Genomic DNA, 24,934 nt, shown 5'->3' with positions numbered 1-24,934 from the left:
GCCCCCCTCACCCCTCCGGGCGGCGCCGCTCCACTGAGCTCAACCCGCGGAGCGCCGGGGCGCCGAGCCGCCCGGGCGCGAGCGGCGGCGCGCTCGCGCCGCTCAGGAGGAGCGCGAACGACGCCCGGATCTCCTCGCCGAAGTTGATCCGGAAGAGGCCCATATCGGGGCGGCTGCGGATATCGCGGATCACGTCGCTGGGATCGCAGACCTGGCGCATCCCGATGAGCAGGGCGTACATCCGGATGAGGGTCGGGCCGCCATGGCCGGGAGCGAGCGACGGCAGGCACCGCTCGAGCAGCACCCCGGTGCGCTCGACGTGACCCAGGAGAGAGAGCTTGAAGCGGAGCGCGGCCTCGTAGCTGACGTTCTGCTCGAGCACGCTGTGGAGGATGCCGAGCAAGCGTGTCATCGCGTCGCGCGCGGCGAGGGTGGTCGACAGGATCGAGGCGACGCTCGCCGACGCGTCCTCGGCAGGCGCCCCGGGCGCGCCGCGGCGGGCCCGCGAGGGCCGAGGGCGCGCCGCGCTCGCGTCACCGCGGGAGGCGCAGAAATGCGTCAGATGGATATCCACATCGTGGAACCACTTCGCGAGCTCTTGATCGACGACCGCGAGAAAGAGCTCCTCTTTCGTGGTGAAGTAGAGGTAGAGCGTGCCCTTGGCGAGCCTGGTGCGCTCGGCGACCTGAGCCATGGTGACCTCGGGATAGGGGGTCTCCTGGAACAGCTGCCAGGCTGCGTCGATGATGAACCGCCGCCGCTCCTCCTTCTGCTCCTCCTTCCTCGCTCTCCGCGTCGGGCTCATAGACTTCTCGGTCTACGATGTCTCCAGAAGCGCCGCAATCCAGACTCATCGGTCACCACACAGCGCGAATTCGAGCCGACGGGCGCGACCAGCGCTCGCCGCGATCGCTCAGCAGAGCAGCGAAACGCATGTTGCATCCGCGGTAACCGCGTTCATCACATTTCGCCGGACACGGTCACACCGAACCCGTGCAGACCAAGGAACATCGGGGTGATGCCCGAACGCGCCACCCGCTCGACGGTCCTTGAGAGGGCGCGCGCGACCCGCGCCGGGAGCCAGCCCGAGCCCTCGGGTACGCCGAGAGGCGCGGCGGCGCGCGAGACGCGCGCGACGCGCGGCGCAGGCAGCGCGAACAGGCCAGCGCCATCGTTGCAAGGCAGCGCGAAGCAGAGAGGAGAAGAGACGAGGGTCGCCACCACGACGACCACCAATCCCTTCATGATCGCCGAACCAGCGCTCACTCCTGCACCCACATCTAACCTAGCGCTGCCACCGGCGATTGTCGTGAGCGGCAGGGCAGCAAAATAACGTTGTTGCTGTCCAACGATGGAAGTTCGACATGGAGAGTCGCCCTTTCTGCGACATCCCACCTACGCCACGGCCGCGCCAAGTCGGGCGCTCCCTGGATCGCGCCGTTTCAGCCGGCGGCCGCCATCGCCAGGGCTTTATGGATCACGCGGAGCGCGACGTCGGTGAGGCCGTAGGCCGGCAGCTCGGGGACGGGCACGAGGGCCACCTCGGAGGCGTCGTCCCCTGGAGAGAGTGCGCCTCCGATCGACTCGCACAGATAATCGAGGATCACATAATGATAGGGAGTCGCCACGATCTCCACGACCTCCACGAGGGGACCGACGCGGACGTCGAGGCCCGTCTCCTCGCGGATCTCGCGGGCAACGGCGTCCGCGAGCCGCTCTCCGGGCTCCACGCGCCCACCCGGAAGCGACCAGGAGCCCGCGAGGGGAGGACGAGCGCGCTTGACGACGAGCACGCGCGGCGCGTCAGGCGCGTTCGGCCGGCGATCGATGACGACGGCGCCCACCGCGACGCGCGGGGGCGAGAGGGCGCATGCCGGCGCGTCGCTCACGGGGCGGCAGCTTCCGTGCGGCCGGCCTTGCAGCGGACGTCGCCCGGCGTCGCGACCGCGAGATCGTACTCGCCCAGCGCGAAATCGCCGGGGATCACGACGGCCCCGTCGTACCGGCCGCGGTCGTCGGTCGACAGCGAGCCGACCGTCACGCCCTGCGGCGCCGCGGTCCCCGTCAGGATCACGTCGACGCGGACGTGCCCGCACGGCGCCCCGGCGCTGCTGACCTGTCCCTGGAGGTGGAGGGGAAAGCCGCGGCGGATGTCCTTGTCCAGCGCGGTCACGACGACGTCGGTGCTCTCCGCCGCGCGCCCGGCCGCATCGCTCGTGGGCGAGGACGCAGGGGGCGGCGGCACGGCGGCGCCGCTGCTCCCGGCCCCTGGGCCAGCGGGCCCCGGCTGCGTCTGCTCGGCGCGCGTGCGGTCGGCGAGATCCTGGCCCGAGTCGCGCTGCTCCGGCCAGCTGTAGGGATCCGGCGGCGGCACATGCGGCGGGCGGCTCGGATCGACCTCCTGGTCCATGTTGAGGGCGGCCCCCCCGAGGTCGATGCGGTGCCAGAGCGAGCCATCGAAGACCTCCACCCAGGCGTGCGCCTCGTTGACGACCATCCGCGCGGGGATCCCGATGTGCAGGGCGGTGACGAGGAACGCGAAGGCGCGGTGGCGGCAGACGCCTTTTCGCGAGAGCGCGAGATCCAGGTAGATGTCGCCGTTCCCCTTGGGCGGGTCGTCCGACGGGGCGAACGACCGGAAGTACTCGACCATCTTCTGAACGACGTCGCGCGGCCGCATCGCGGACGAGATGCCGATCGCCTGGGCGACCTGCCTGAACGCCGCCTCGTGGGAGGCCTCCTGCGGCCCGCGGAAGGGCTCGAGCTTGCTCCAGCCGACGTCGGCGAACTCGCTGCCGAAGGTCGCGCGGGCGATGGCGAGCTGCACGATGAGCCGGACGCGCGCGCTCTTCGTGCCGCGCACGAACCAGTTGTCGGCGCCGTCACGCAGGACGACGACCGGGGTATCGGGGTTCACGTGCATCCGCACGAGCCGCGTGTCCGGCCCGACCGTCGGGATCCGGACCGGCTCGTTGGGCACGAGATCGACCGCGATGTCCCCGTAGAACGCCTCATCGCCCGCCGAGACGGCGCTGTCCGCCTTGACGGTCTTCAGGCTCCGATCTCGGACGATGAGCGAGTAGTCCGCCCTCACGGCGTCGTACGCTTGCAGCCGCTTGAACGGCGCGGTCGCGGGGGAGAACGGATCGTCGTAGCGCTCGACGTTCGGCCGGCGGGTGTCTCGATCCGGCTCGTAGGACGCGTCGGGGCCGGCATCGGATCCGACGTTGCTGTAGACCTGCTGCTGGTTCGACGGCGGGCGCTGCGGGTCGGGCGCCGTGGCCAGGCCGCTCGGCGTCTGGATCGCCGCGGGGAGCCCGCCGTCGAGCGTCGTCGTGGCGAGCGACACGTCCTCCGCGGGATCCGGCGCGATGAACTCGTGCAGGAGCGACGCCTGCGCATCGGCGAGCCGCGACACGGCGCAGGCGAGCGCGAACACGAGCAGGCTGCGCGCCGAGCCGCCGAACCGGCGCCTGGACGCGGGGACAGCCGGGGGAGCAGCAGGGCGCAGGCGTGCGACCGGAGAGGACATCAGGGGCCTCTTATGAAACCAGAAACCCCGGTGATGTTCCACGGCGGCTGGTCGGTTGCCGTCAGCTACCTGCCCGACGGCCATCTTCGATCGCGCCGGGGGCGCCGGCGGTCCCCACGTCGCCCACGTCGCCCACGTCGATCACCGGTCAGCGCCGGAACTGCGCGGCGTCGGCGTGCTGGCGCCGCGGGTGCGGGGCGGAGCGCAGCCGGTCGATCGCTTCCGTCGACTCTCCGCGCGCGGTGAGCTCGGCGGCGAGCACGTCGAGGGCGGGCTGGAAGATGTCCGTCCGCGCGAAGCGGCCAGCGCGACCGCCCACGAGCCTCGGCAGGACGGCGACGATGCGCCGCATGCCGTCGGCGTAGCGGCGGGAGATGGCCAGCCGGTCGATGAGAGGCTCGAGGAAATCGGCGACCGCCGCCGCGCGGTCGCGGACGCCGTCGCAGGCCTCCTTCATCGGCTCGAGGAGCAAGAGCGTCCAGAGGACCGTGTCGTCGAGCGGCCGATCCGCCGCGGTGCGCCGGTCGACGTAGTCGAGCACGCGCCAGAGGCGCTGGCCGGGGCCGTCATCGCCGCGATCGTCGTAGAGCAGCGCCGAGACCTCCGGCAGGAGGACGTCGAGCACCCCGGTCTCCCACGCGAGGTAGATGGTGCGGCGCGCCTGGCCGCCGCGCAGCAGGCGCAGGATCTCCTCCGAGAGGCGCGGGCGCGCCGCGAGCGCGAGCGCGTCCCGGCAGTAGACGACCGCATCGTAGACGTCGGGGGTGATCGCGAAGCCCAGCCGACCAGCGAACTTGAGCGCGCGCAGGATGCGGATCGGATCCTCGCGGAAGCGCGTCTCCGGATCGCCGATCGTGTGGACCACCTGGCGGCGCACGTCCTCCATGCCGCCGACCCAGTCGAGGATCTGCCGCGCCTCCACGTCGTAGAAGAGCGCGTTGATCCGGAAGTCGCGGCGGAGCGCGTCCTCGTGCGCGACGCCGAACGCGTTGTCGCTGCGGATGAGCAGCTCGCTCCCCTCCTCGGAGTCCTCCTTCGGGTTGCGGCGGAAGGTCGCCACCTCGATGACCTTCCCGCCCTGGAAGAGGACGTGCACCAGGCGAAACCGCCGGCCGATGATGCGCGAGTTGCGGAACAGCTCGCGGACCTCCTCCGGCCGCGCGCTGGTGGCGACGTCGAAGTCCTTCGGGCGCCGATCCAGCAGCAGATCCCGCACACAACCGCCTACCAGGTAGGCTTGGAAGCCGTGGCGGACGAGGCGTCGCACGACTTTCTGGACGTCCGGATCGATCCGCGCCTCGTCGAAGACGACCTGGTAGCGCCGCGGGGTGGGGATGTCTTCGTCGACGAGCTCGACGCGGAACGGATCTTCGTCGAGGGCGCCTGTGTCCGTCGGCATGAGCTCGCCCTCGGGCCCAGCGCGTGGCCCGAAGGCGCTGCGGCTCTCGTACATCGGGAGTTCGGCGTCTTGAAACGCCGCTGTACCGTTATCAGGTGATGGGGTCGCGCGACCCATAGTCAGCAACCGAGAAAGCGCCAGGCAGAGCCTGGAGGGAGTGGAGGACGACTGGCGCGCGATTCTGGGATTCCAGTACTCGCTGGAGAACCGACCCGCGCAGATGAGGCCCGCGCCCGCGGACCTCCGAACCGCGCCGGCTCGCTCGCCGCGGCCGGTGTCGGCCTGACGAGCGGATCCGGCTGTCGCCCGGAACAAGAGATGGTAACGGCCGTCTAGCAGGGCTTCGCCGTGAGAGCAAAGCCGAGGCGCAGGGAGGCCGACGGAAGCCTCCGGAGCGAGCGGGCTTCACGGTTTGGTGCCCCAGTGCCCGACGCCGGGGGGCGGCGGCGCGCCGGTGTCGGGCGGAACGGCGGACGACGTCCCGGCGCGGGCCTCGGGCGTCGCGAGCAGCGCATGCCGCAGCTCCGCCATCGAGGCGAACCGGCCGCGGGGGTCCTTCACGAGCGCCTTGCGCACGACGGCGTCGAGCTCGCGCGAGATGAGCAGCCCCGGGTGTACCCGGTGCAGCGGCGGCGGCGGCTCGCGCCCGTGCTTCTCTGCGATGGCCGGGTACGGGCCCTGAAAGGGGACACGGCCCGCGAGCATCTCGTAGAGCACGATGCCCAGGGAGTAGACGTCGGCGGCGGGCGCCGCCGGCGCGCCCTGCGCCTGCTCGGGCGCCATGTACTCCGGCGTCCCCACGACCCGGGGGAGCAGCGGGCCTTCGGCGCCCTGGCCCTGGATGCACGAGAAGCCGAAGTCGAGCAGCTTGACGATCTCGCGCCCGTCCGCCGCGTGCACGAGGAACACGTTCTCCGGCTTCACGTCGCGGTGGATCACCCCGGCGCGGTGGGCGGCGTCGATGCCCGAGGCGAGGTCGGCGGAGATCCGGACCGCGCGAGACGGGACGAGCGCTCGGGTGAACGTCAGCGTGTCGGCGAGATCGAGCCCGACGAGCAGCTCCATCGCGAAGCACGGCGCGTCGCCGGCACGCTCGAGCGCATCGACGCAGAGGACGTTGGGATGACGGACGCGCGACGCCGCGCCGGCCTCTCGCTCGAACCGCGCGACGAGCAGCGGATCGTCGCGGAGCTCTGCCCGGAGAACCTTGACCGCGACGCGCGACGTCGCGGCCTCACGCGGCCTGCCGACGCGATCCGCGAGGTAGACGTGCCCGACCCCGCCGCTGCCGAGCAGCTGCACGACGCGGTACTTGTCGCAGAGGAGCTTGCCCACGAGCGCTTCAGCGGCGACGCGAGCGGGAGGCATGGGATCGATCGTAGCGCAGTCGCGCCTGCCGAAGGGCACGGAGGGCACACGGACGCGACGGCGGCGCAGAAGAGAGCGCTGGCCAGCCTGCGCGCAGCCAGGAGAGGTTCGCGCCCGTACCATTGGGCGGCCACATCGCGCGCCCCGCTGCAGCGCAGCGCTCCGGCCGCGACCGTTCCCACCGACCGGGCCGACGCCACAGGAGGACCGTGGCGCAGCGAGATGACGCGCAAAGTCATCGGTGTGCGCGCAGACCTGGTCGAGCCTGCAGCGGGCGTGATCAAGGGTCCCGGGGCCAGGCGAGCAGCACACCGCCACCGCAGGGCCGCGCGCCGCCCAGCAGCGCGGCGTGCGCTCCTAGAGCACGGCGAACTGCCCGTCCTGAGCGCAGGCGCGCGTGGATCGCTTGAGCGGCGACGAGGAGGCGGCCACGCTAGGCGCCGCATGACCGACGACCGTCGATCCTCCACCCCGAGCACGCTCGACCTCGACGCCGAGCTGGCGCCTGCGGCGACGAGCTCTGCAGAGCCGAGCGCAGCAGCCGCTTCGCACCCGTCCCCGCTGCGATGGCAGAAGAACCTCGCGCTCTTCTGCCTGACGGTCGTCTCGGTGTTCGTGGCCGGCACCCTCTGGACCCCGATCACGCCGGACGACGACAGCGCGCTCTCGTTCGTGAAGGCGCTGCCGCAGACGTGGCCGTTCGCGGTGCCGTTCCTGTCGATCCTGCTGGCTCACGAGTTCGGGCACTACTTCGCGGCGCGCGCGCACGGGGTGGAGGCGTCGCTCCCCTACTTCATCCCGCTCCCGGTGGTGAGCCCGCTCGGCACGATGGGCGCGGTGATCTCGATGAAGGGCAGGATCAAGTCGCGGAACGCGCTGCTCGACATCGGCGCCTCCGGCCCGCTGGCCGGCCTCGCGGTGGCGCTCCCGGTCCTCTTCGTGGGCCTCATGCACTCGGAGGTGCACGCGAGCTCCGGACCTGCGCTGCAGGAGGGGCGCAGCCTCCTGTATCTCCTTCTGAGGCGGCTCGCGGTCGGCCCGATCCCCGAGACCCATGACGTCTTCCTCGGCCCCACGGCGATGGCGGGGTGGGCCGGGCTGCTCATCACGGCGTTCAACCTCTTTCCCGTCGGCCAGCTCGACGGAGGGCACGTCGCGTACGCGTTGTTCGGCAAAGAGCAGGACCGCTACAGCCGCGCCGCGCACCTCCTGATGCTCGCGCTCTTCGTCGGCAACGTCGCCTATTTCACGCGGCACTTCATCGCGGAGGGGCTGTCCGACGCGCTCATCTCCGCGGTCGCGAACGGGATGCCTTGGCTCACGTGGTTCGGCTTGGTCCACCTGATGTTGCACGTCGGTGGGCGGGAGCACCCTCCCACGGAGGCCGGCGAGCTGTCGCCGGCGCGCAAGGTGATCGCCGTGGTGACGCTGCTCCTGTTCGTGCTGCTGCTGATGCCGACCCCGTTCGGCACCTACTGACCGCGCGGGCGTTCAGGGTTTCGCGGCGCCGAACTTCGCCCGGAGCGCGTCGCAGACGGCGGCGGGCGCGTAGTGGCTGACATCGCCGCCGTGGCTCGCGATCTCGCGCACGAGCGACGCGGAGACGAAGCCATAGTGGGTGCGCGTCGGCAGGAACACGGTATCGACGCCGGGGAGCATGTCCGCGTTCGCGTGGGCGATCTGCAGCTCGTACTCGAAGTCGGTCGCCGCGCGCAGGCCGCGGACGATCACCCGCGCGCCGACGCGCTGGCAGTACTGGATGAGGAGCCCCTCGAACGAATCGATCCGCGCGTTCGTCACCTCGCTCGTGGTCTGGCGCAGCAGCTCCAGCCGCTCCGAGTACGTGAACAGCGGGTGCTTCGTCGGATGCCGGCCGACGGCGATGATCACCTCACCGAACAGCTTCGACGCCCGCTGGATCAGATCGAGGTGACCGAACGTGATCGGATCGAAGCTCCCCGCGTAAACCGCCAACAGATCCTTGGACATGACGCTCACTGGTCCGGCGTCCGCTTGGGAGCGCTCGCGGGCGGCGCCGACTTCGGAGCGGCCGCAGGCGGAGTCGACCTCGGAGCGGCTGCGGGGGGTGCCGCGGGGGGGGTCAGCGGCGCCTGGAGCGCGGGCCCCTGGGGCGCAGGTGAGCCGGGCGCGCCTGCTGGACCGGCGCCCTCTGCTGGCGGCGCGGCGGGAGCCTGCCCTTCGTTGACGGGCGCCGGCGCGCTGCCCCGGAGCACCTTGTTCACCGCGGTGTCGTCCTCGATCCACATGAGCCGACCGCCGTCGCCGAAGGTGACACGGAAGTAGGCGAGCAGCCCCGCCCCGATCACGCCGTCCAGATCGAGCTGGAGCTGCTTCTCGATCGCCTGGAGCGGCGCCCCGTACACGCCCGGGACCTTGGGGATCTCCAGCGCGCCCAGCCGCAGCATCGGCACGACGCCCTGCTTCAGCTTCTGCTCTGGATCCTGCTCGACCCGCTTCAACCCATCGGCCTCGAAGCCGGCCTTCTTCCAGCCTTCCTTGTCGAGCGCGATCGGGAACGTCATCGACGTGTCGATGAGCAGCGGCCCCTGCACCGACTTGTCGGGGCCGAGGCTGCTCCGCAGCACCATGCCGCCGCCCTTGATGAACGCGACGTCGACGCGCGTCGCATCGGGCGGCGCCGGCGGGGAGAAGCTGCGCACGACGAACTGCCAGCCGCTGTAGTCGATGGTCGCGTTGAGGCGGCGGAGCAGGTTCACCCCGAGCAGCGCCTTGACCGGCGCGCCGATCTGCTTCGAGACGCCCGACAGGTCCTGCGTGAGGGCGGGCACGTCGTTGATCTCGAGCTTCTTGCCGAAGCGGAGGGAGACCCAGCTCGGCTCCTTGCGCGTGCTGCTGTCGAGGACCACCTCGCCCGTGCCGGTCGACACCATCGCGAGCGCCGACTCGCCGTCGATCTCGAGCGGGACGACGAAGAACGGGGCCGCGGGGCTGACGTGCTGCATCTCGATCGCCGCGAGGAGCGCGCCCGAGACCGTGAACGGCGCGCGCCCCGCGCCGCGCCTCGCCAGCTTGGCGATCGACTTCGCCCACTCGTCGACGACATCGGGATCGTCGAGCATCGCCTCGAGCTCGTCGGCGGCGGCGTCGAGATCGCCCTTGTACCAGAGCGCGCGCCCGCGGAGCCCTGCGGCCTCGGAGCCGGCGACGCCCTTGAGGAGGCGCAGCGCCTCGGCGTAATCGAGCCGGGCCAGCGCGATGCGCCCCGCGAGCAGCCGGGCCTCGGTGTCGGTCGGGACGATCGTCAGCGCCCTCGAGACCGCATCGCGCGCGTTCTCGACGTCGGCGGCCTGGAACTCCTGTCGAGCGCGGGCGAGCCATTTCTCGGCCGCCGGCGGGCGGGCGGACTCCGGGCCGATCATGCTCGAGCACGAGGCGAGGAAGGTCGCGGTCAGGAGGCCGCCGAGGCGGACGGCGAGGGAGCTTCTCGTCGGCGAGGTTCGGTTCGAGTGGATTCGCACGTGGATCTCAGGCCTTTTGCGGCACGCCGTCCGGCCCGAGCTCTCCCGGCGAAATCGGCTCGATCGCCAGGATGCGATCGGCCCGTAGCTCGCGACGGCTGCGCGACGGGAGCAGATAGCCGAGAACCCGGGGTGGGTCGAGGTCCGTTCGCACCCCCGTTACGCACACGACGAGCTCCTCCGGCCCCCGGCGCGCCGGACGGTACCTCACGCGCACGGTGGCGGCATGCTCGGCCGCGCGCACCGCCGCTGCCACCAGCGCCGGGCGGGCGTGGCGCTCGCCGATCCGGACGTGCCACAGGTCGCGCGGCGTCCGCGGCGCGAGGACCTCCACGATCTTGCGGAACACGGCGCGCAGGGCATGGACGTCGTCTTCGGCGCGGTGAGCGCGCTCGCGGTGCACGCCGAGCTCCCTGCAGAGGGAGGCGAGGCTGTGGCTCGGCAGGGCGAAGGCCCGGCGGGAGAGGACGAGCGTGTCGAGGTAGCACGGGAGGCGCCTCGCCCTGCCCGCCCGCGCAAACTCGGCCTCGAGGAACGCCACGTCCCATGCGGCCGCGTGCGCGACGAGCACCGCGCCCTCCGTGACCTGGTCGATGCGATCGCAGAGCTCGGCGAACGTGGGCGCGCCCGCGAGCTCCCGCGGATCGATGCCGTGCACGTGCGCGTTGCCGAACACGCCCGGCTCGGGCCGCACGAGCGACGTGATCGCGTCCTCGCACGCATCCCCCCGCGTCCGCTCGGCGCAGACCTCGATCACGCGATCGCTCTCGGGGCGGAGGCCCGTCATCTCGAGATCGAGGAACACGAGCGGCGCGCTCTCGATCGGATCATCCCATGGCGAGCCGGCAGGGGGCTCCGCGCCGGTCGCCCGCTCGGGCCCCACCCCTTCGCGCTGCTCCGTCATCCGACCTGCTTCCCCACCACGGCGGCTCGACCCAGGAGACGACCGTCCCTCGACATGGACGCGTCTTAGCGAATACGGCGCCCGATCGAAAGCGATCCGCGCGGAGCGTCGAGCGCGGCACGCCCGGCCCGTGACGTCCGGGCTCCGGCGCGCAGCCCGAGCTTCGACAGGGCGGGCGCCGGGGGTTCGAGGTGATGCCCTGACGGCTCAGGGCGCGGCGTCGCGCCCGATCCGCCGCGCGGCAATGGCAGAGATCCAGCAGAAACGCCGCCGTGCAGCGCCGGATGTTCACCGGAGCTTTCGTTGCTACACTGCCCAGCGTGCCGGACGGGGTAGCTACAGTCCCGGGAGGCTCTCCTCACGAGGAGCTCGATCTCGGCGACGGTTTTTCTGGGTTCCGCTGCGAGCGTAGGACCGAGCCGCTCGATCTCCCGGTCCTCGTGGTGAACCGCTTCTTCCAACCTGTGCAGATCACGACGGCGCGTCGCGCTTTCCTCCTGCTCTTCGGCGGGGCCGCCCTCGCCGTCGACGAGGTCGGCGATCTGCACGATTTCTCGGCGTGGCGGAGCTTGCCGGTGCGCGAGAAGGACGATGGCCTCCCCGTGGTCGGCGGCTCGCTCCGCGTGCCGCGCGTCCTCCACCTCCGCCGGTACGACCGCATGCGGCGCCCGACGATCCGGCTGACGCGGAAGAACGTGATGCTCCGCGACACGCACCAGTGCCAATACTGTGCGCGCCGCCCGCCCGTTCGCGATCTCAACATCGACCACGTGCTCCCCCGGTCGCGCGGCGGCGAGGACACCTGGGAGAACCTCGTGACCGCGTGCCGCACATGCAACCTCCGCAAGGGCTGGCGCACGCCGGACGAGGCCAGCATGCGGCTCATCCGCCAGCCTCTGCCGCCGCGGTGGTCAGCGACGATGCAGATCCTGATCGGCTTGCCGCATTCGTTCGACGAGTGGAGCCCCTTCCTCAGGGCCGGCTGACGGGCTCCCCCGTGGGTCTCTCCTCGGCGCCGAAGGCAGGCGCCGACGAGCTGTTCGTTCACGGCGCCACGGTCACGCGCCCTTGCTCGTCGCAGTAGGCGATCGCTCTCCACCCCTCCTCGGTGCAGAGGAAGAAGTCGATGCAGCCGGTCCAGCACGCGGTACCCACGCAGGTCTCCGCGGCATCCGCCGGGCAGTCCGGCTCCTGCAGGGCGGGCGAGCAGCCCGCGGCCTCGCCGCTGCGATCGAGCGTCACGACCTCGCACGCGCCGGGGCCGCCACCCGCGCCCGCATCCCGGTCCCCGGCAGGCTCACCGGCGGAATCGCAGGCCGCGGCCTCCGTCCAGGCCCCCTCGAGGCAGTCGTAGAGCGCACGACACGCGGCATCGTCGCAGGTGCCTCCCCGGCCGACCGGGCACCCTCCCTGGGGGATCTGGCCGCACAGCTGCGGCTCCGCGATGGGATCGCAGCCTGCCGGCGCGAGGACGGCGACGGCGGCGGCCGCGATGAAGCACAGCGGGATCTTCAAGACGGCCGTCGAGGAGAGCTCAGATTGCCGGCGGGAGGGGAGAAAAACGCAAGGCGCCTCGCCTCCGCTCAGCCGAACCGTTTAGTATGCGCGCCATGCGTCCCTGCGCCACTGCCAGCGCCGTGTTCACCGGAGTCCTCCTCGCCGCGGCCCTGTTCGCTGCCTGCTCAAGCGGCGCCGCGCCGCCGCCTTCGCCGCCTGACAGCGCGCCGCTCGGCGCTTCGCCGCCGCCTGCCTCGCAGCCGACGTCCCCTGGCGCCACGGCCCCTGGCGCCGCGGACCCGGGCGCCGCCGCGCCCGCGCAGCCGGACCGGCCTGCGAGCCGCAAGAAGGCCCCCGAGACCGTCGAGGACTGCAAGGTCATCGCCTCCGAGATCACGAACGATCCGCCGGACGGCGGGGTCGTGATGAACAACGCGACGACCTCCGCCGACGCCGGATCGAGCGATCGGCTGCAACCGCTCGTCGACGCGATCAAGGCGAGGCGCGACGGCTTCCGCTGCTGCTTCGATCTCTACGCCCGCAAGCACCCGGGCGCGCAGGGCAGGATCACGTGGCAGCTCAAGCTGAAGCCCGACGGGACCTTCGAGGAGGCGAGCATCGTGCGCGACAAGAGCGACGTGACCGCGCCGCAGGTCGAGTCCTGCATGGAGGAGCTCGCGAAGTCGATCACCTGGGCGCGCTCGCCGAGCGGCAAGGAGACCGTGCTGACCTACCCCTTCGACTTCAAGCGACGCAACTACTAGCAGCGCGCCGCCTGCGAGGAGCACGTCAGTGTCGAGCGACGCTTCGGGGATCCTGCGCGGCTCGGGCCACCCCGGCCGCAACGCCTACGCCGAGCTGCTCCGCGACACGCGCGGCCTGAGGCGAGAGCAGCAGCAAGCGCGCGAGGCGTGGTTCGCGCGCCTCGCGGCCGACAAGAAGGACGAGACGCTCTTCGAGCTCGAGATCCTCCTGAAGGGCGTCGCCTGCTTCGCGAACCCGCGGAACCACCCGGGCGCCGGGCGGCGCCAGACGATCGTCAGCCACGACTTCCGCGAGCACCTCCAGCACGCCCGCGACGGCATGGCGCGCGTCGTCCAGCTGACGCGCACCATGCTCGGCGATCGCGATCGCGCCTTCGTCTTCCAGCGCTACCTGGAGACGGTGCTCCCGGAGGACACGGCGCGCACGCGCCTCCTCCACGCGACGATGGCGCAGGAGTCGCCGGAGTCGAGCCTCTTCGTGCTTCGGCACGGCTTCACGAACCTCATCGAGGTCGCGGGCGGGCTGCTCCGGTTGCCGAGGGTCAGCTTCAGGCTCTTCTACGCCCACCTCGCGACGGCGATGCGCGAGATCGCCCAGAGCACGTTCTTCAACCCGCTCCACGCGCTCGAGTTTCGCCCGGAGTTCGATCGCATCCCGTCGACGCAGGTGCTCGAGCTCATCCACCGCGTGCCCGGCGAGCAGGCGCACCGGCTCGTGGCGCTCACGTTCCTCGCGCTGTTCAGGATGCTCAGGTACCTCCGCCTGCTCGACGCCATCGCGCTCGATCACTCGGATCACCGCGTGGCGGGGCGCGGGTACCTCGTGCTCGCGGTCCTGCGCAGCGACGCCCGCGCGCTCTCGAACTACCTCCGGCGCCGAGCGGGCGCGCTGCTCGCGGACAGCTTCGAGCGCGATCTGCTGCGCGTGCCCGCGAGCGACATCGTCGCGCGCCACGACGAGCTCGCCGCCGAGGGGCACCGCCTCCTCTCCACGAAGGCCGCGCTGAGTGGGCTCGCCGCCAACCTGCGGCTCGAGATGCGCCGCGCCTTCGAGCACGACCTCCCGCCCGCCGACGCGCTGGTGAGCGAGTCCGAGTACCGGGTCCGCCTCCGCGCCGTCTCGCACGGCCTCCGCCCCGCGCTGCAGAACGCGATCCTGTTCCTCGGCAGGTCGCTCGGCGCGAAGCTCGAGGAGGGCCGCGTCTTCGACGATCAGGCAGCGCGGCGCGCGACGAGCGATCGCCTCCGACGCGACGTGTGGATGTTCGCCCAGATCGCGCGCGCGTTCGCGAGCAAGGCGCGCAACACCGGCCCGGCGCCCGATCGATGGACCGGCATCGCGAGCTTCGCGTTCGTGCGCGAGTTCCTCTCGTATTTCCGGGCGATGGGCTACCCGCTGCTCCGGGTGGGCGACTATCCCCACGTCGACGCGTTCGTCTCCGCGATGACGGCGCTCGAGGAGAGCGACCTCCTCGATCCGCAGCGGCTCGACGCCGCCATCCGCGAGTGCGAGGCGTTCTTCGAGTTCCTGATGAAGCTGTTCGAGCAGATCTCGAAGCGCGAGGACCTCGCCGGCGTCCCGTTCGATCGCAAGGGCGCCGCGCGCGCTCTCCGGCTCTACCTCGGCGAGCGCACCTGAGCGCCCCTCGCGGGCCGCGCCGCCGCACCCTCAGAGCGCACCGAGAGCACGAGCGCCGCTCGCAGATCCTGGAAGCTCCCCCGCAGTCCGCCGTCGCTGAGCGGGGCCGCACGCGCCCCACCCGCCGCTCCGGCACCCCGGCGAACAGGCGCAGCGCGCCGCACGCCGATGCCGGCCACCTCGGCCGCAGGCGGCGGCGCAGCCGCGGGGACATCGTCCACCCGCGCGCGCCTCCGGCCTGGACCCGCGCGTCCGGATCCGCGGCGTCCTCACCCCCCGATGGTCTTGTAAGACGGATTATCTGGTCGCAACCGGCGGGTCGGCTCGCTGCGCCTCGTTCTGTTGGAAGACCCGAGGCGCTCCCGTGTCGTGTCGCCTTATTCCGACTCGTCGGACGGGCCGGTGCTCGCAGGAGCAGGCGCCGGCGTGCTCTTGCGCGCGCCGCGGGTGCTCGCGCCCTTGGCCGGCGCGCGCTTGGCGGCGGCGCGTCCTCGAGGAGCAGCCGCCTTCTTCGGCGCAGCCGCCCGCTTCCCGGCGGCCTTCGCCTTGCGCTTCGGAGCGGCCTTCTTCGCGGCCGGCTTCTTGGCGGCGGCGCGCTTCGGGGTCTTCTTGGCGGCGGCGCGCTTCGGGGCGGCCTTCTTCGCTGCCTTCCGCGCCGGCTTCTTCGCGACCTTCCCGGCCTTCGCGGCGGCCGGCTTCTTGGCCGACTTCGTCACCTTCTTCGCAGGCTTCTTCGCGGTCTTCTTAGCAGCCATTGGAAATCCTCCTGCATTCGCCCCGGCACGGCACGGCGGACATCGCCGAACGTCCTCTCCGCTACAGTTTCCTTACCGAGGCAACAGATGTTGCACGACGTATATTGCCACGCATGGTGATGGTCAAGGAAAATCTTGCAGGCCCTAAACCGATGTATCCCGTGTGTTCCAGGCAAACTGGTCCGCAAGCGTTGCGAGGGTAAACGTCGGAGCAGGCCGTGGTGAAAGCAACCAGACCGAACCGTACGATTGATTTTTGTTGACAACTTATTGAATGTCTGTCTTGCCCCTTTGCGCTCCTTCCTGGCGATCGCGCGCCTGCACGGCGCGGCAAACGGCGCCGGTGTGCTCATGGTCGCACGGAGGTCCAGCGTTGCGCAGGCTCTAGAGAGCCTTGTGCGGCGCCATTCGCCTCGCTACGGTCGCGCCGCCTGCGCGGCGCCCCTCATGGCCGAGCGCCGCGCTGCTCTAGGCTGCTCTAGGAGGAAAGGTATGTTGGTTCGTCGCTCGACGTCGTGGTTGTTGCTTGGCGCAACGCTCCTTGCGGGCTCGGGGGCGCTCGGGTGCGGCTACTCGGAGGAGGAGATGCAGGCGAAGATCCGCGAGATCGAGGGCCTGAAGACCCAGCTGAGCGCCGAGCAGGCGCAGAACAAGAAGGCCAAGAGCGAGCTCGACGAGGCGGCGGCCCGGATCGAGCAGCTCAAGTCCCAGCTCAAGGCAGCAGGCGTGGACATCTCCAACCTGAACGCGAACCTCGAGCAGCAGGCGCGCGCGCTCGAGGATTTCCGCCGCCGTGCCCAGCAGCTCGAGGACATCAAGAAGCGCTTCGAGGTCCTGCGGGACAAGCTCCAGGCCCTCACCAAGCTCGGGCTCAGCGTGACCGTCCGTAACAACCGGATGGTCATCCAGCTGCCCGGCGACGTCCTCTTCGACTCGGGACGGGAGACGCTCAAGAAGGAGGGTCAGGAGATCCTGCTCAAGGTGGCCGAGGTCATCCGCAACGACTCCGGCCTGTCGGCGCGCTCCTTCCAGGTCGCCGGGCATACGGACAACGCGCCGCTCGCCGGCGGCCGCTTCAAGGACAACTGGGGGCTCAGCGTGATGCGCGCCCGCGAGGTGCTGGCGTTCCTGCTCCAGCCCGAGGACAAGGCCGGCGGCGGCCTCAAGCCCGAGCGGTGGAGCGCCTCCGGCTACGGCGACACCGACCCGGTGAAGCCCAACGACACCCCGGAGAACAAGCAGGCCAACCGGCGCTGCGAGCTCGTGGTGCTGCCGAACGTCGAGGAGATGCTCGACCTGAAGACGCTCACCCAGTAAGGCTCGGGGCATGAGCGTCGCGGCCATCGACATCGGCACGAACTCGGTCCTCCTGCTCATCGCCGAGCGCCGCGGGGGTGAGCTCGTCGCGCTCGTCGAGCGCGCGACCATCACCCGGCTCGGCCAGGGGGTCGACGCGGCGCGCGCGCTCGCGCCCGAGGCCGTGGAGCGCACGCTCGCCTGCCTCGCCCGCTACGGGGAGGAGCTCCGGTCCCGGGGGGTCGAGCGTGTGGACGCCGTCGGTACCAGCGCGATGCGCGACGCCGCCGGCGGCGAGGCGTTCATCGCCCGCGCCCGCGAGCTCATCGGCGTCGCGCCGCGCGTGATCTCCGGGCCGGAGGAGGCGGCGCTCACGTACGCCGGCGCGCTGACGGGGCTCGACCTGCCGGCCCGCGGTCCCACGATCGTGGTTGACGTGGGCGGCGGTAGCACGGAGATCATCGTCGGCAGCGCCGGCGGCGCGGTGGAGCAGGCGGTGAGCCTCGACGTGGGGAGCGTCCGCCTGACCGAGCGTCACGTGCGCACGGATCCGCCGGCCGCCGCAGACCTCGAGGCCGTCCGCGCCGACGTCCGGGCGGCGCTGGCGACGCTTCCAGCCGTGCCCCAGCTCGCGGCGCCCACCCTCGTCGGCGTCGCGGGCACGGTGACGACCCTCGCCGCGCTCGTGCGCGACGTGGCCCCCTACGACGGCGCCCGCGTGCATGGCGCGCGGGTATCCGGGGCAGAGATCGTGGACATCACGTCCCGCCTCGCCTCCCTGCCGCTCGCCGCGCGCAGGCAGCTGCGCGCGCTGGATCCAGCGCGCGCGGACGTCATCGTGGCGGGCAGCGTGCTCATCGAGGAGATCCTCGCGTGGGCCTCGAGGTTCGCCGGAGCTCCCGTCGATCTCGTCGCTTCGGATCGCGGCGTCCGCTGGGGGCTCGCCGAACGCCTCAGCGCCGCCTGAGCACCCCGGCTCGTTTGAAGGCTGGACGGACTCAGTGCCCCAGGTCCGTCGCGTCCGTCACATTTTCGAGTCATCCCACCCAGGTCAGGTCCGCCACCTCTCCCGGAGAGGCCCGCTCTGCCCTAAACTAGGCGGGTGAGCCGGCGCGCACCTACGCCGATGCCTCCATCGGTACACACTGTCACCCCGCCCGACCCCGAGGAAAAACCAGAGTGATCACGCCACGATGGCTCAACCACGGGGATTTTCGTTGACCTATCTCGGCCGGCTCACTAGAGTGCGCGCGCCTGGCGCAAACTGGCCCTTTTTCAAGAGGGCCGTTCCCCCAACCTCAATCCCTTCCGCCCGCAACCGTCCGCTTCAACCGCCGTTTGTCAAGATTCCGCCGTGCACGCCAGAGCACCGACCTCTCGCGGGTCATGGAGGGTGCTCGCGTTCCTGCTTCTCGCACAGCGGTCTCGAGCGGCGGCTCATGGCTCTTTTCTCGAAATTTTTCTCGGAATGCGTGACGGTGTGTGTCGGTTCTGCGGGTCCAGGTTCAACCGCATGTGCAGCGTACGCCCCTCGAAGGGATTTCGGGAGGCAGACGAAAAACTAAAAGGACGGCGGGGTGGAAGGCAAAGGAGACGATATGCAGGCTCGTTCGGAGATCCAGTTCAAGGTGGGCGACAAAGCCGTCTACCCGGCCCAAGGCGTGGCCGAGGTGGTCAACATCGAGGAGAAGGACATCGCTGGCAACCGTCAGCGATTCTATGTTCTCCGCATCTTGGACACGGATCGAAAGATCATGGTTCCAGTCAGCAACGCGAGCGCGGTCGGCCTTCGCCAGGTCATCTCTGAACAGGAAATTCGAGAAATTTTCGACATCCTCCGCGAGCGTACCATCGCGTTCGACAACCAGACATGGAACCGTCGGTACCGCGGCTTCATGGACAAGATCAAGACGGGTTCTATTTACGACGTCGCCGAGGTGCTACGCGACCTCTATCGCTTGAAGACGGACAAGCAGCTCTCGTTCGGTGAGCGCCGCATGCTCGACACCGCCCGGACGCTGATCGTGAAGGAGATCGCGATCGCCCGAGGTCAGACGGAAGAGCAGGTGAAGACCGAGATCGAGGCGATCTTTCTCGCCAACTAAGGCGTTACCTCATGGTTAGCGGCCTTGCGGCCGCTGCCGATGGAGGCCGGCACTGCCGGCCTCCGGGCTTTTGTGGGCCGGGAATTCCGTGCACCATCGGTCCGGGCGCGTTCAGAGATCGCTGCCCGGTCGCTTCTGCACGGGAGGGAGCGGGGGCAGCGCCACATCGACGCGCCACCCCGCGTCCTCGTAGACGCAGGGCACCTGGACGCGCTCTCCCGGGAGCAGGCCGGCGATGTCCACGAGGGCGTGGGCGCCGGCGATCTGGGCGGTGTAGCGCTGCGGCTCGAAGCGCAAGAGGAAGCGGGACGGCGTGATCATCGCCTCGGGCGCGATCGCCTTGCCGGTCGCGGCGCTGTAGCGCTGCGCGCGCGACGCGAGGTTGTCCCGAGCGCGGCGCGACAGGAGCTCGAAGGCAGCCTTGGCGTCAGCCGGGTCGCCGTGCAGCTGGCGCAGGCGAGCGACCAGCTCCCGGACGGCGCCGTCGGGCGTGCCGCTCGGAGGCCGCCTGCTGCATCCGGCGGAGGCGAGCGCCGCGACCGAGAGCGCGACCGCCACGCCGGCACGCACGAGGCGCGCGCCCGGCCGTCGGGCGTCCTGTCGCGCGGGTTGCCGGTGCATGACCATGCGGCCTTCTCTTTAGAACGACGCGTCGCCGACGTCCACGGCGCGCGGCCGCCGGCCCCAGGGTGACGTCGCGGCGGATCGCGCTCTTACCGGATGTTGCGCGCGCCTACGCGCACGCGCCGTCACCCCGGCCCGGCGCTGGCGAGCGCGCCCACCTGGCGGAGCGCCTCGTACAGGACGATGGACACCGCGTTGGCCAGGTTGAGGGAGCGCACGGGACCCAGCGTGGGAATGCCGAAGACGTCGTCCGGCATCCGTGCGAGGAGCTCGGGGTCGAGGCCTACGCTCTCCTTGCCGAACACCAGCGCGTCGCCAGGCCGGAAGTCCGCGTCGAGGTAGCTCCGCGGAGCCACCGCGCTGAAGAGGCGGAGCCGAGCGTTCGGGTGATGGTGGCGAAAGTGGGCGATGTCGAGCTGCTGCTCGAGCGTGACCAGGTGCCAGTAGTCAAGCCCCGCGCGGCGGACACTCCGCTCGTCGATGCGGAACCCCAGCCTCCCGAGCAGATGCAAGGGGCTCTGCGTCGCAGCGGCGAGCCGCGCGATGTTGCCTGTGTTCTGCGGGATCTCCGGCTCCACCAGCACGATCCGGAACGGCGGATCGAGCGGCGCCGCACGGAGCCGGGGGCGACCATCTTTGAGCACGCCCTCTCTTTCCGCGACGCGACCGCGCGCCGCAACCCCCGAGCGGGGGATCGCGCGCGCGGCCTGGCTCGCCAGCGCCGCCTCGACAGATAGCCGGCCCACGCGGTCGCGCGGAAAACGCGAACCGAACGGACGGAGGCCCCTCTGTTCGCTTGACGGCTGTACGAGCGGACACGTAGCCTCCCGCCTCGGAGACACGGAATGCGCGCATCGTGCTGGATCGCTTCGGCTATTGCCCTCGCAGGAGTGGCGTCGTCCTCGCTCGCGGCCGCCGACGCCATGGATCCGGCGCTCGCGCGGCTCGTGCGCGACCCGGAGCCGAGCCTCGGCGGCGCCGCCGTGCCCTGCCGCATCACGGGGCCGGAGGGTGGCCTCTACTACAACCCCGCTTCCCGTTATCAACGCTGCCTGACCGACGACGCTGGGTTCGCCAAGCTCATCGCGCAGTACGGCTTCGCGGTGGCGCCGTCGGCGATGCACTCGGCGCGGACCACGGGCTACGGCGGGTTCGAGATCGGCATCGAGGCCAACTACACGAAGATTGACAGCGACGCCGACTATTGGAAGCAGGGCACGCAGGGGCCGCAGGATCCGACCAGCAAGAACTTCTCCATCGAGAACCGGAGCCCGGACTCCTTCCTGCAGCACTACTCCCTCAAGGTCCGCAAGGGTTTTCCGTTCGGGTTCGAGCTCACCGGCGCCGTCGGGTTCCTCGCCAACACCAGCCTCGTCAGCGCGGGCGCCGACGTGCGCTGGTCGCTGTTCGAGGGGTTCCGCCGAGGGCTCCCCGCGATCCTCCCGGAGCTCGCCGTCGGCGGTAGCGTCCGGAGCGTCACCGGGACCGAGGAGTTCCAGCTGACCGTGGCCGGCGCCGACGCAGTGATCTCGAAGCCCCTGCCGATCGCCGGCACGGTTGTGATCACCCCCTACGCCGGCTACCAGTGGCTCCGGATCTTCGGAGACTCGGGGCTCATCGATCTCACCCCGAACACCGACGCCGTGAACTTCTGCAACTTCCGAGGGGTGAACTCGCCTGCCAACCCGGTGCAGGGGCAGGACGGCAACCCGCTCCCGCACGACGGCCAGCCGGTGTGCGATGGCGGCTCCCAGGCCGACTTCAACAACACCGTGGTGTTCGACGCCGTGCGCATGAACCGCCACCGGCTCCATTTCGGCGCGCAGCTGCGGTTCCAGATGGTCAAGCTCGGCGCGCACTTCATCACCGACATCGTGAGCCCCGAGGACGCGAACCAGGGCGCGGCGAACGAGATCGACGGCGAGAACAAGTTCGCCGGGCTCGGGTCGCAGTGGACCCTCGGGATCGATCTCGGCGCGATGTTCTGAGACCCGCTGCGCCGGGGACGCTCGCCAGGGGCCCTCCGGCGCAGACCCGCTTCGAGCGGGCGCGGCTCGCTGCGCTCCTCAGCGCTTCGAGCTCAGATCGGGCAGCGCGTAGCCGAGCTCGGTGAGGAGCGCACGGAATGCGCGGTCCTCGTTCCGCGCCACGGTGAGGTGCTCCATGAACTTCTTGAAGTTGCCCTGAGCCGCCGCGTCGGCGGCGCGCTCGCTGTTCTCGAGCACGAGCAGGAGGTGCGGGTGCGCCTTGGAGACGGAGCTGGGGCACTCCATCTTGCTCGCCACCCGGGCGCGCGCTTCCGCGAGCGCATGCACCACCATGACGAGCTCCTTGTCATGGGTCCGCGGCAGGAGCATGTCGCCCTCCCTGCGCGCCTCGTCGAGCAGCAGGCTCGCCCTGTCCAGGTAGCTCCCGGCCCAGGCCGGCAGCGCGACGAAGAGCGAGCAGAGCGCGAAGGTGAAAGCAAGCATCAGGTGACGGATCATCGACTGGGTCCTCGGTCGTTCACGGTTTGCTCGGAGGACACCTCGCCGGATGGCGGGCCCCCCCTGCCCTCGGGCGCACCTTGCAGGGCCTCGGCGGCTGCCCGTCCATCGGATGCTGCGGCCGAGGGCTCCGGCGCGGCGCACGAAAGGAGCGCGGCGCGCGCGGCCGCCTGCTCCGCAAGCTTCTTCGACCGGCCCCGGCCGGTGCCGATGACCTGGCCATCGACCTCGACGGCGACGAGAAACGCGCGGTCGTGATCGGGCCCCTCCGTGCCCATCAGGCGGTAGCGCGGCGACGCAGCGCCGCGCGCCTGCACGCGCTCCTGCAGCTCGCTCTTCGCGTCACGCCCGAGCAGGCTGCCGCTCGCGAGCTGCGCGAGCGGGCTCGCGGCGATCTTCCGGCTCAGCGCCCGCGCGCTCTCGAAGCCGCGATCGAGGTACAGAGCCGCGACGAGCGCCTCGGTGGCGTCGGCGAGCACGTTCGTCTGGTCGCGCTCCCCGGCGACCTCCGCGCCGCGCCCGACCCGGAGCGCCGCGCCGAGCTCGATCCCTCGCGCCCACGCCGCCAGCGCGTCCGTGTTGACCAGGGCCGAGCGCATCATCGAGAGCTCCCCCTCCCTCGCCCCCGGAAAGCGCTCCATGAGGAGCTCCGTCACGCACAGGCCGAGCACGGCGTCCCCCAGGAACTCGAGGCGCTGGTTGTCCACGCGCCGGCCACCTCGCTGCTCGTTCGAGAAGCTCGGATGCGTCAGCGCCTCCTCGAGGTGCGGCAGGTCCCCCTCCAGCCCCAGATCCAGACGTTGCAGCAGCTCGCTCGGGAGCATCCCCAGCACCTTGCCCACGCGCAGCGTCAGCCCGCGCTCAAGCGGTCGGTCAGCTCTGCCAGCTCCAGGTCGAGCGCGGTCAGACCGCCAGCGTCATGCGTGGACCACGCGACCCGCACCTTGCCCCACGACAGCGCGATCTCCGGGTGATGATCGCGCCGCTCGGCCAGGAGGGCGATCTGCATCACGAAGCCAACGCCGGTGCCATAATCCGGAAACGAGTAGCTCCGCTCGATCTGCTCGCCCGCTCGCACCCAGCCCGGGTGAGCAGCGACGAACCCGGCGATCTCATCGTCCGAGAGCCGATCACGCTTGCCCATGGGACGCAACTATGGGCTAAGCCCCGCCCCGGTGGAACCCCGGAATGCGTCCCCCGCCCCGCGCGGCGTCCCCCGCGCGCGCCGTTCGTCGTGCGCTATCCTCCCGCCTCGATGACCGGGCTTCACGCCTGCCCCTTCTGCCGGGAGATGTTCGAGGCGAAAGAGGCGTCCACGTGCCCCGCCTGCGGCCTCCGGCTGGAGGCGCTCGCGAAGCTTCCCCCCTCGTACGACGCGCTCCAAGAAGAGCCTGACGAGCCGCTCCCGCCGCACATGGAACCGCTCCCGTGGACCTACGCCGGGCGCGGCCGGGGCGCCCTGCTTGCGCTCGCGCTCCTCGGGCTCGCGGCGTTCTTCGCGCCGTGGATCCACGAGACGGCCCCCGAGCTCCGCGACCTCAGCGGCTTCGGGCTCGCGCGACGGCTCGGCTGGATGTGGGCCCCGGCGGTCGCGTTCTTCGTGATGATCCCGCTCGCGCTGACCCGGAGGTCGATCCACAAGATGCGCGGCGCCCGCGTGGCCGTCGCTTTCCTCGCCGCGGTCGCCCTCGTCACCGTCGCGATGCGCCTGATGTTCACGCCGGGCAGCACGCTGCTCCGTCCCGTCCGCTTCACGTGGGGCTACGGGCTCTACGCGACCGGGGCGATCGCGCTGCTCGCGCTGTTCACCGCGGCGTTCTTCGGCGGAAGGATCGACGACCTCCCCACGGGGCAGCGGCGGCGGGGCAACGAGGTGCTGCACTGAGCACGCAGCGCGCACGCCCCGCGCGTTGACCGATGACGACCGGTGTTCCGACGTCGCCAGGTCGCCAGGTCGCCAGGTCGCCAGGTCGCCAGGTCAATCGATGGCCGTCTTCCGCGATAAGACGCCCTGCGCGCGCCAACGCAACGCCGACGCCGATCGGAGCCAGGAGGACGCGCCGGAACCACGCGGCGCGGGAAGCTGGAAGCTGGCGGAGGGAACGCGCCAAGCGCGTGGCCGGTGGTATCTCGGGTCGACAGGCTCGCCCGTGCGACGTAACCTTGATGGGAGTGGCCTTTGTCCGCTGCTCGAAGGTGCGCAATGGCCAAGCGATCTGCCAGCGGACGCCGTGAGCTCTCGCGGGACGACGAGACGTTCGATGTCCCCGCGGCGGTGCTCTGCGCGTGCTGCGGACAGCCCGACTGCGCCGGGTGCTCCGCGGCGAGCGACGAGGGCTCGGGGGTCGTCGCGATCGTCCCGTGGGAGCGCCCGATCGGCGGGGTCTGGTCGCGGCTCTGGGCCACCTCGAGGGCGACCACGCTGGGAGCCGAGACGTTCTTCGCGACGATCCCCGACGGCGCGCTCCCCGCGGCCATGCGCTTCGCCCTGCTGGCGGAGACGCTCGCGATCCTGTCGATGATCGCCGCCCTCCTGCCCCTCGTCGCGCTGGCGCTGCCGAGCCTTACGCTGGAGCTGGCTCGCAACCCGGCCGCACGCGCGAGCGCCCTCCAGTGGCTCGCGATCGGCGTTCCGGCGGTCACCGTGTGGATGGTGCTCGCGCACACCTTGCACGGCGCCGCGCTCGACCTCGGGGCACGGCGCCAGGGCGCGCGGCCGGAGCGCCGGCGCGCGCTCCGCTTCGGGCTCTACGCGTGCGGCTGGGATCTCATGGCCGGCCCGCTCGGCGCGCTGGCCATGCTCATCACGGGCGGCACCAAGGGAGCCGAGCAGGTCCTCTCCGCCTCGCTCCGGGTACCGGGCAAGGCGTCCATGGCGCTGCTCCTGGGCGTCTACGCGCTCCACCCCGACGCGGCGGAGCGCGCTCGACGCGCCGGGAGCATCGCCGCGCTCGCGCTCACCATCGCCTCCGGCTTCGCCGCCATCGCGCTCGCCATCGCCTTCAGCTGACACGCCGTTCAGCGCCCTCGGGGGTGTCGCCCTCGGCGGCGCTGCCCCCGCGGGT

At 71.1% G+C, this 24,934-nt stretch carries 26 protein-coding genes; 10 read left to right on the top strand and 16 right to left on the bottom strand.

Annotation, left to right across the window (positions count from 1 at the left end; translation table 11 throughout):
* Positions 1–7: 7 nt before the first annotated feature.
* The 6 genes from WMF39_RS09270 to WMF39_RS09245 all read right to left on the bottom strand — a co-directional run bounded on the left by WMF39_RS09270 (position 8) and on the right by WMF39_RS09245 (position 6,299).
* Positions 8–805, bottom strand: a complete 798-nt coding sequence (locus WMF39_RS09270) for a TetR/AcrR family transcriptional regulator (RefSeq protein WP_437745177.1) — start codon at positions 803–805, stop codon at positions 8–10.
* A gap of 155 nt (positions 806–960) precedes the next feature.
* Positions 961–1,245 (bottom strand): hypothetical protein, encoded by a 285-nt coding sequence (locus WMF39_RS09265; protein WP_437745176.1) that lies wholly within the window; start codon positions 1,243–1,245, stop codon positions 961–963.
* Between the two features lie 197 nt (positions 1,246–1,442).
* The gene (locus tag WMF39_RS09260) at positions 1,443–1,889 is read right to left on the bottom strand and encodes an NUDIX hydrolase (RefSeq protein WP_437745175.1); all 447 of its coding nucleotides are present in this window, start codon (positions 1,887–1,889) and stop codon (positions 1,443–1,445) included.
* Positions 1,886–3,532 carry a transglutaminase-like domain-containing protein gene (locus tag WMF39_RS09255; RefSeq protein ID WP_437745174.1) on the bottom strand — a complete coding sequence of 549 codons (1,647 nt, stop codon included), beginning with the start codon at positions 3,530–3,532 and terminating at the stop codon, positions 1,886–1,888. The genes WMF39_RS09260 and WMF39_RS09255 overlap by 4 nt, the downstream gene beginning before the upstream one ends.
* Positions 3,533–3,680: 148 nt before the next feature.
* The gene (gene pcnB / locus WMF39_RS09250) at positions 3,681–4,931 is read right to left on the bottom strand and encodes a polynucleotide adenylyltransferase PcnB (RefSeq protein ID WP_437745173.1); all 1,251 of its coding nucleotides are present in this window, start codon (positions 4,929–4,931) and stop codon (positions 3,681–3,683) included.
* Between the two features lie 405 nt (positions 4,932–5,336).
* Entirely contained in the window at positions 5,337–6,299 is a 963-nt protein-coding gene (locus WMF39_RS09245; RefSeq protein WP_437745172.1) for a serine/threonine-protein kinase, read from the bottom strand.
* Positions 6,300–6,743: 444 nt separating this feature from the next.
* Here WMF39_RS09245 and WMF39_RS09240 point away from each other — a divergent pair, with 444 nt between their 5' ends.
* Positions 6,744–7,778 (top strand): site-2 protease family protein, encoded by a 1,035-nt coding sequence (locus WMF39_RS09240; protein WP_437745171.1) that lies wholly within the window; start codon positions 6,744–6,746, stop codon positions 7,776–7,778.
* 12 nt (positions 7,779–7,790) lie between these two features.
* Here the strand turns inward: WMF39_RS09240 and coaD are convergent, their stop codons facing one another.
* From coaD to WMF39_RS09225, 3 genes are read right to left on the bottom strand one after another with little or no spacing between them, the layout of a single operon-like run.
* Positions 7,791–8,288, bottom strand: coding sequence for a pantetheine-phosphate adenylyltransferase (gene coaD, locus WMF39_RS09235; protein WP_012234349.1), 498 nt, complete (start codon positions 8,286–8,288; stop codon positions 7,791–7,793).
* A gap of 5 nt (positions 8,289–8,293) precedes the next feature.
* Positions 8,294–9,799, bottom strand: coding sequence for a tetratricopeptide repeat protein (locus WMF39_RS09230; protein ID WP_437745170.1), 1,506 nt, complete (start codon positions 9,797–9,799; stop codon positions 8,294–8,296).
* A gap of 7 nt (positions 9,800–9,806) precedes the next feature.
* Positions 9,807–10,703 carry a 3'-5' exonuclease gene (locus WMF39_RS09225; RefSeq protein ID WP_437745169.1) on the bottom strand — a complete coding sequence of 299 codons (897 nt, stop codon included), beginning with the start codon at positions 10,701–10,703 and terminating at the stop codon, positions 9,807–9,809.
* Positions 10,704–11,023: 320 nt separating this feature from the next.
* On the opposite strand from WMF39_RS09225, the gene WMF39_RS09220 reads away from it, so the two are divergent.
* On the top strand, positions 11,024–11,689 hold the full coding sequence (locus WMF39_RS09220) for an HNH endonuclease (protein WP_012234346.1): 666 nt from the start codon (positions 11,024–11,026) through the stop codon (positions 11,687–11,689).
* 58 nt (positions 11,690–11,747) lie between these two features.
* Here the strand turns inward: WMF39_RS09220 and WMF39_RS09215 are convergent, their stop codons facing one another.
* Positions 11,748–12,218: a hypothetical protein gene (locus tag WMF39_RS09215; RefSeq protein WP_437745168.1), complete on the bottom strand. Its 471-nt coding sequence runs from the start codon at positions 12,216–12,218 to the stop codon at positions 11,748–11,750.
* A 95-nt stretch (positions 12,219–12,313) separates the two neighbouring features.
* Here WMF39_RS09215 and WMF39_RS09210 point away from each other — a divergent pair, with 95 nt between their 5' ends.
* Both WMF39_RS09210 and WMF39_RS09205 read left to right on the top strand, forming a co-directional pair.
* Positions 12,314–12,964 carry an AgmX/PglI C-terminal domain-containing protein gene (locus WMF39_RS09210; RefSeq protein ID WP_437745167.1) on the top strand — a complete coding sequence of 217 codons (651 nt, stop codon included), beginning with the start codon at positions 12,314–12,316 and terminating at the stop codon, positions 12,962–12,964.
* A 28-nt stretch (positions 12,965–12,992) separates the two neighbouring features.
* On the top strand, positions 12,993–14,603 hold the full coding sequence (locus WMF39_RS09205) for a hypothetical protein (RefSeq protein ID WP_437745166.1): 1,611 nt from the start codon (positions 12,993–12,995) through the stop codon (positions 14,601–14,603).
* 377 nt (positions 14,604–14,980) lie between these two features.
* Here WMF39_RS09205 and WMF39_RS09200 read toward each other — a convergent pair whose 3' ends face one another.
* Positions 14,981–15,358, bottom strand: coding sequence for a hypothetical protein (locus WMF39_RS09200; RefSeq protein ID WP_012234342.1), 378 nt, complete (start codon positions 15,356–15,358; stop codon positions 14,981–14,983).
* 492 nt (positions 15,359–15,850) lie between these two features.
* Here WMF39_RS09200 and WMF39_RS09195 point away from each other — a divergent pair, with 492 nt between their 5' ends.
* From WMF39_RS09195 to WMF39_RS09185, 3 genes are all read left to right on the top strand, one after another.
* Complete coding sequence (locus WMF39_RS09195) at positions 15,851–16,675, top strand: OmpA family protein (RefSeq protein WP_437298758.1); 825 nt, start codon at positions 15,851–15,853, stop codon at positions 16,673–16,675.
* 10 nt (positions 16,676–16,685) lie between these two features.
* Positions 16,686–17,621, top strand: coding sequence for a Ppx/GppA phosphatase family protein (locus WMF39_RS09190; RefSeq protein WP_437745165.1), 936 nt, complete (start codon positions 16,686–16,688; stop codon positions 17,619–17,621).
* A gap of 631 nt (positions 17,622–18,252) precedes the next feature.
* Positions 18,253–18,759, top strand: coding sequence for a CarD family transcriptional regulator (locus WMF39_RS09185; protein ID WP_012234339.1), 507 nt, complete (start codon positions 18,253–18,255; stop codon positions 18,757–18,759).
* Positions 18,760–18,870: 111 nt separating this feature from the next.
* Here the strand turns inward: WMF39_RS09185 and WMF39_RS09180 are convergent, their stop codons facing one another.
* Positions 18,871–19,380, bottom strand: a complete 510-nt coding sequence (locus WMF39_RS09180; RefSeq protein ID WP_437745164.1) for a hypothetical protein — start codon at positions 19,378–19,380, stop codon at positions 18,871–18,873.
* A gap of 128 nt (positions 19,381–19,508) precedes the next feature.
* Complete coding sequence (locus tag WMF39_RS09175) at positions 19,509–20,027, bottom strand: tRNA (cytidine(34)-2'-O)-methyltransferase (RefSeq protein WP_437745163.1); 519 nt, start codon at positions 20,025–20,027, stop codon at positions 19,509–19,511.
* A gap of 246 nt (positions 20,028–20,273) precedes the next feature.
* On the opposite strand from WMF39_RS09175, the gene WMF39_RS09170 reads away from it, so the two are divergent.
* Entirely contained in the window at positions 20,274–21,371 is a 1,098-nt protein-coding gene (locus WMF39_RS09170; RefSeq protein WP_437745162.1) for a hypothetical protein, read from the top strand.
* Between the two features lie 78 nt (positions 21,372–21,449).
* Here WMF39_RS09170 and WMF39_RS09165 read toward each other — a convergent pair whose 3' ends face one another.
* Genes WMF39_RS09165 through WMF39_RS09155 form a run of 3 tightly spaced genes read right to left on the bottom strand, consistent with a single transcriptional unit; the run spans position 21,450 to position 23,013 of the window.
* Positions 21,450–21,869, bottom strand: a complete 420-nt coding sequence (locus tag WMF39_RS09165) for a hypothetical protein (protein ID WP_437745161.1) — start codon at positions 21,867–21,869, stop codon at positions 21,450–21,452.
* Positions 21,866–22,693 (bottom strand): ribonuclease III, encoded by an 828-nt coding sequence (gene rnc, locus WMF39_RS09160; RefSeq protein ID WP_437745160.1) that lies wholly within the window; start codon positions 22,691–22,693, stop codon positions 21,866–21,868. Before rnc ends, WMF39_RS09165 begins: the two co-directional genes overlap by 4 nt.
* 26 nt (positions 22,694–22,719) lie before the next feature.
* Entirely contained in the window at positions 22,720–23,013 is a 294-nt protein-coding gene (locus WMF39_RS09155; protein ID WP_437298751.1) for a 4a-hydroxytetrahydrobiopterin dehydratase, read from the bottom strand.
* A gap of 111 nt (positions 23,014–23,124) precedes the next feature.
* On the opposite strand from WMF39_RS09155, the gene WMF39_RS09150 reads away from it, so the two are divergent.
* Both WMF39_RS09150 and WMF39_RS09145 read left to right on the top strand, forming a co-directional pair.
* Positions 23,125–23,754, top strand: a complete 630-nt coding sequence (locus tag WMF39_RS09150) for a hypothetical protein (RefSeq protein WP_437745159.1) — start codon at positions 23,125–23,127, stop codon at positions 23,752–23,754.
* Positions 23,755–24,072: 318 nt separating this feature from the next.
* Positions 24,073–24,879 (top strand): hypothetical protein, encoded by an 807-nt coding sequence (locus WMF39_RS09145; protein ID WP_437745158.1) that lies wholly within the window; start codon positions 24,073–24,075, stop codon positions 24,877–24,879.
* Positions 24,880–24,934 lie beyond the last annotated feature (55 nt).

The organism is Sorangium sp. So ce1504 (assembly GCF_051521635.1).
GTDB classification, from domain to species: Bacteria; Myxococcota_A; Polyangia; order Polyangiales; family Polyangiaceae; genus Sorangium; species Sorangium cellulosum_B.
Note: the sequence above shows the minus strand (reverse complement) of the source record. Positions and strands in the feature narration are given on the sequence as shown.

Coding starts and splice junctions, on each gene's coding strand:
- WMF39_RS09270 (WP_437745177.1), bottom strand. CDS start 805: ATGAGCCCGACGCGGAGAGCGAGGAAGGAGGAGCAGAAGGAGGAGCGG.
- WMF39_RS09265 (WP_437745176.1), bottom strand. CDS start 1,245: ATGAAGGGATTGGTGGTCGTCGTGGTGGCGACCCTCGTCTCTTCTCCT.
- WMF39_RS09255 (WP_437745174.1), bottom strand. CDS start 3,532: ATGTCCTCTCCGGTCGCACGCCTGCGCCCTGCTGCTCCCCCGGCTGTC.
- pcnB (WP_437745173.1), bottom strand. CDS start 4,931: ATGCCGACGGACACAGGCGCCCTCGACGAAGATCCGTTCCGCGTCGAG.
- WMF39_RS09245 (WP_437745172.1), bottom strand. CDS start 6,299: ATGCCTCCCGCTCGCGTCGCCGCTGAAGCGCTCGTGGGCAAGCTCCTC.
- WMF39_RS09240 (WP_437745171.1), top strand. CDS start 6,744: ATGACCGACGACCGTCGATCCTCCACCCCGAGCACGCTCGACCTCGAC.
- coaD (WP_012234349.1), bottom strand. CDS start 8,288: ATGTCCAAGGATCTGTTGGCGGTTTACGCGGGGAGCTTCGATCCGATC.
- WMF39_RS09225 (WP_437745169.1), bottom strand. CDS start 10,703: ATGACGGAGCAGCGCGAAGGGGTGGGGCCCGAGCGGGCGACCGGCGCG.
- WMF39_RS09210 (WP_437745167.1), top strand. CDS start 12,314: ATGCGTCCCTGCGCCACTGCCAGCGCCGTGTTCACCGGAGTCCTCCTC.
- WMF39_RS09200 (WP_012234342.1), bottom strand. CDS start 15,358: ATGGCTGCTAAGAAGACCGCGAAGAAGCCTGCGAAGAAGGTGACGAAG.
- WMF39_RS09195 (WP_437298758.1), top strand. CDS start 15,851: ATGTTGGTTCGTCGCTCGACGTCGTGGTTGTTGCTTGGCGCAACGCTC.
- WMF39_RS09190 (WP_437745165.1), top strand. CDS start 16,686: ATGAGCGTCGCGGCCATCGACATCGGCACGAACTCGGTCCTCCTGCTC.
- WMF39_RS09185 (WP_012234339.1), top strand. CDS start 18,253: ATGCAGGCTCGTTCGGAGATCCAGTTCAAGGTGGGCGACAAAGCCGTC.
- WMF39_RS09180 (WP_437745164.1), bottom strand. CDS start 19,380: ATGCACCGGCAACCCGCGCGACAGGACGCCCGACGGCCGGGCGCGCGC.
- WMF39_RS09165 (WP_437745161.1), bottom strand. CDS start 21,869: ATGATCCGTCACCTGATGCTTGCTTTCACCTTCGCGCTCTGCTCGCTC.
- rnc (WP_437745160.1), bottom strand. CDS start 22,693: ATGCTCCCGAGCGAGCTGCTGCAACGTCTGGATCTGGGGCTGGAGGGG.
- WMF39_RS09155 (WP_437298751.1), bottom strand. CDS start 23,013: ATGGGCAAGCGTGATCGGCTCTCGGACGATGAGATCGCCGGGTTCGTC.
- WMF39_RS09150 (WP_437745159.1), top strand. CDS start 23,125: ATGACCGGGCTTCACGCCTGCCCCTTCTGCCGGGAGATGTTCGAGGCG.
- WMF39_RS09145 (WP_437745158.1), top strand. CDS start 24,073: ATGGCCAAGCGATCTGCCAGCGGACGCCGTGAGCTCTCGCGGGACGAC.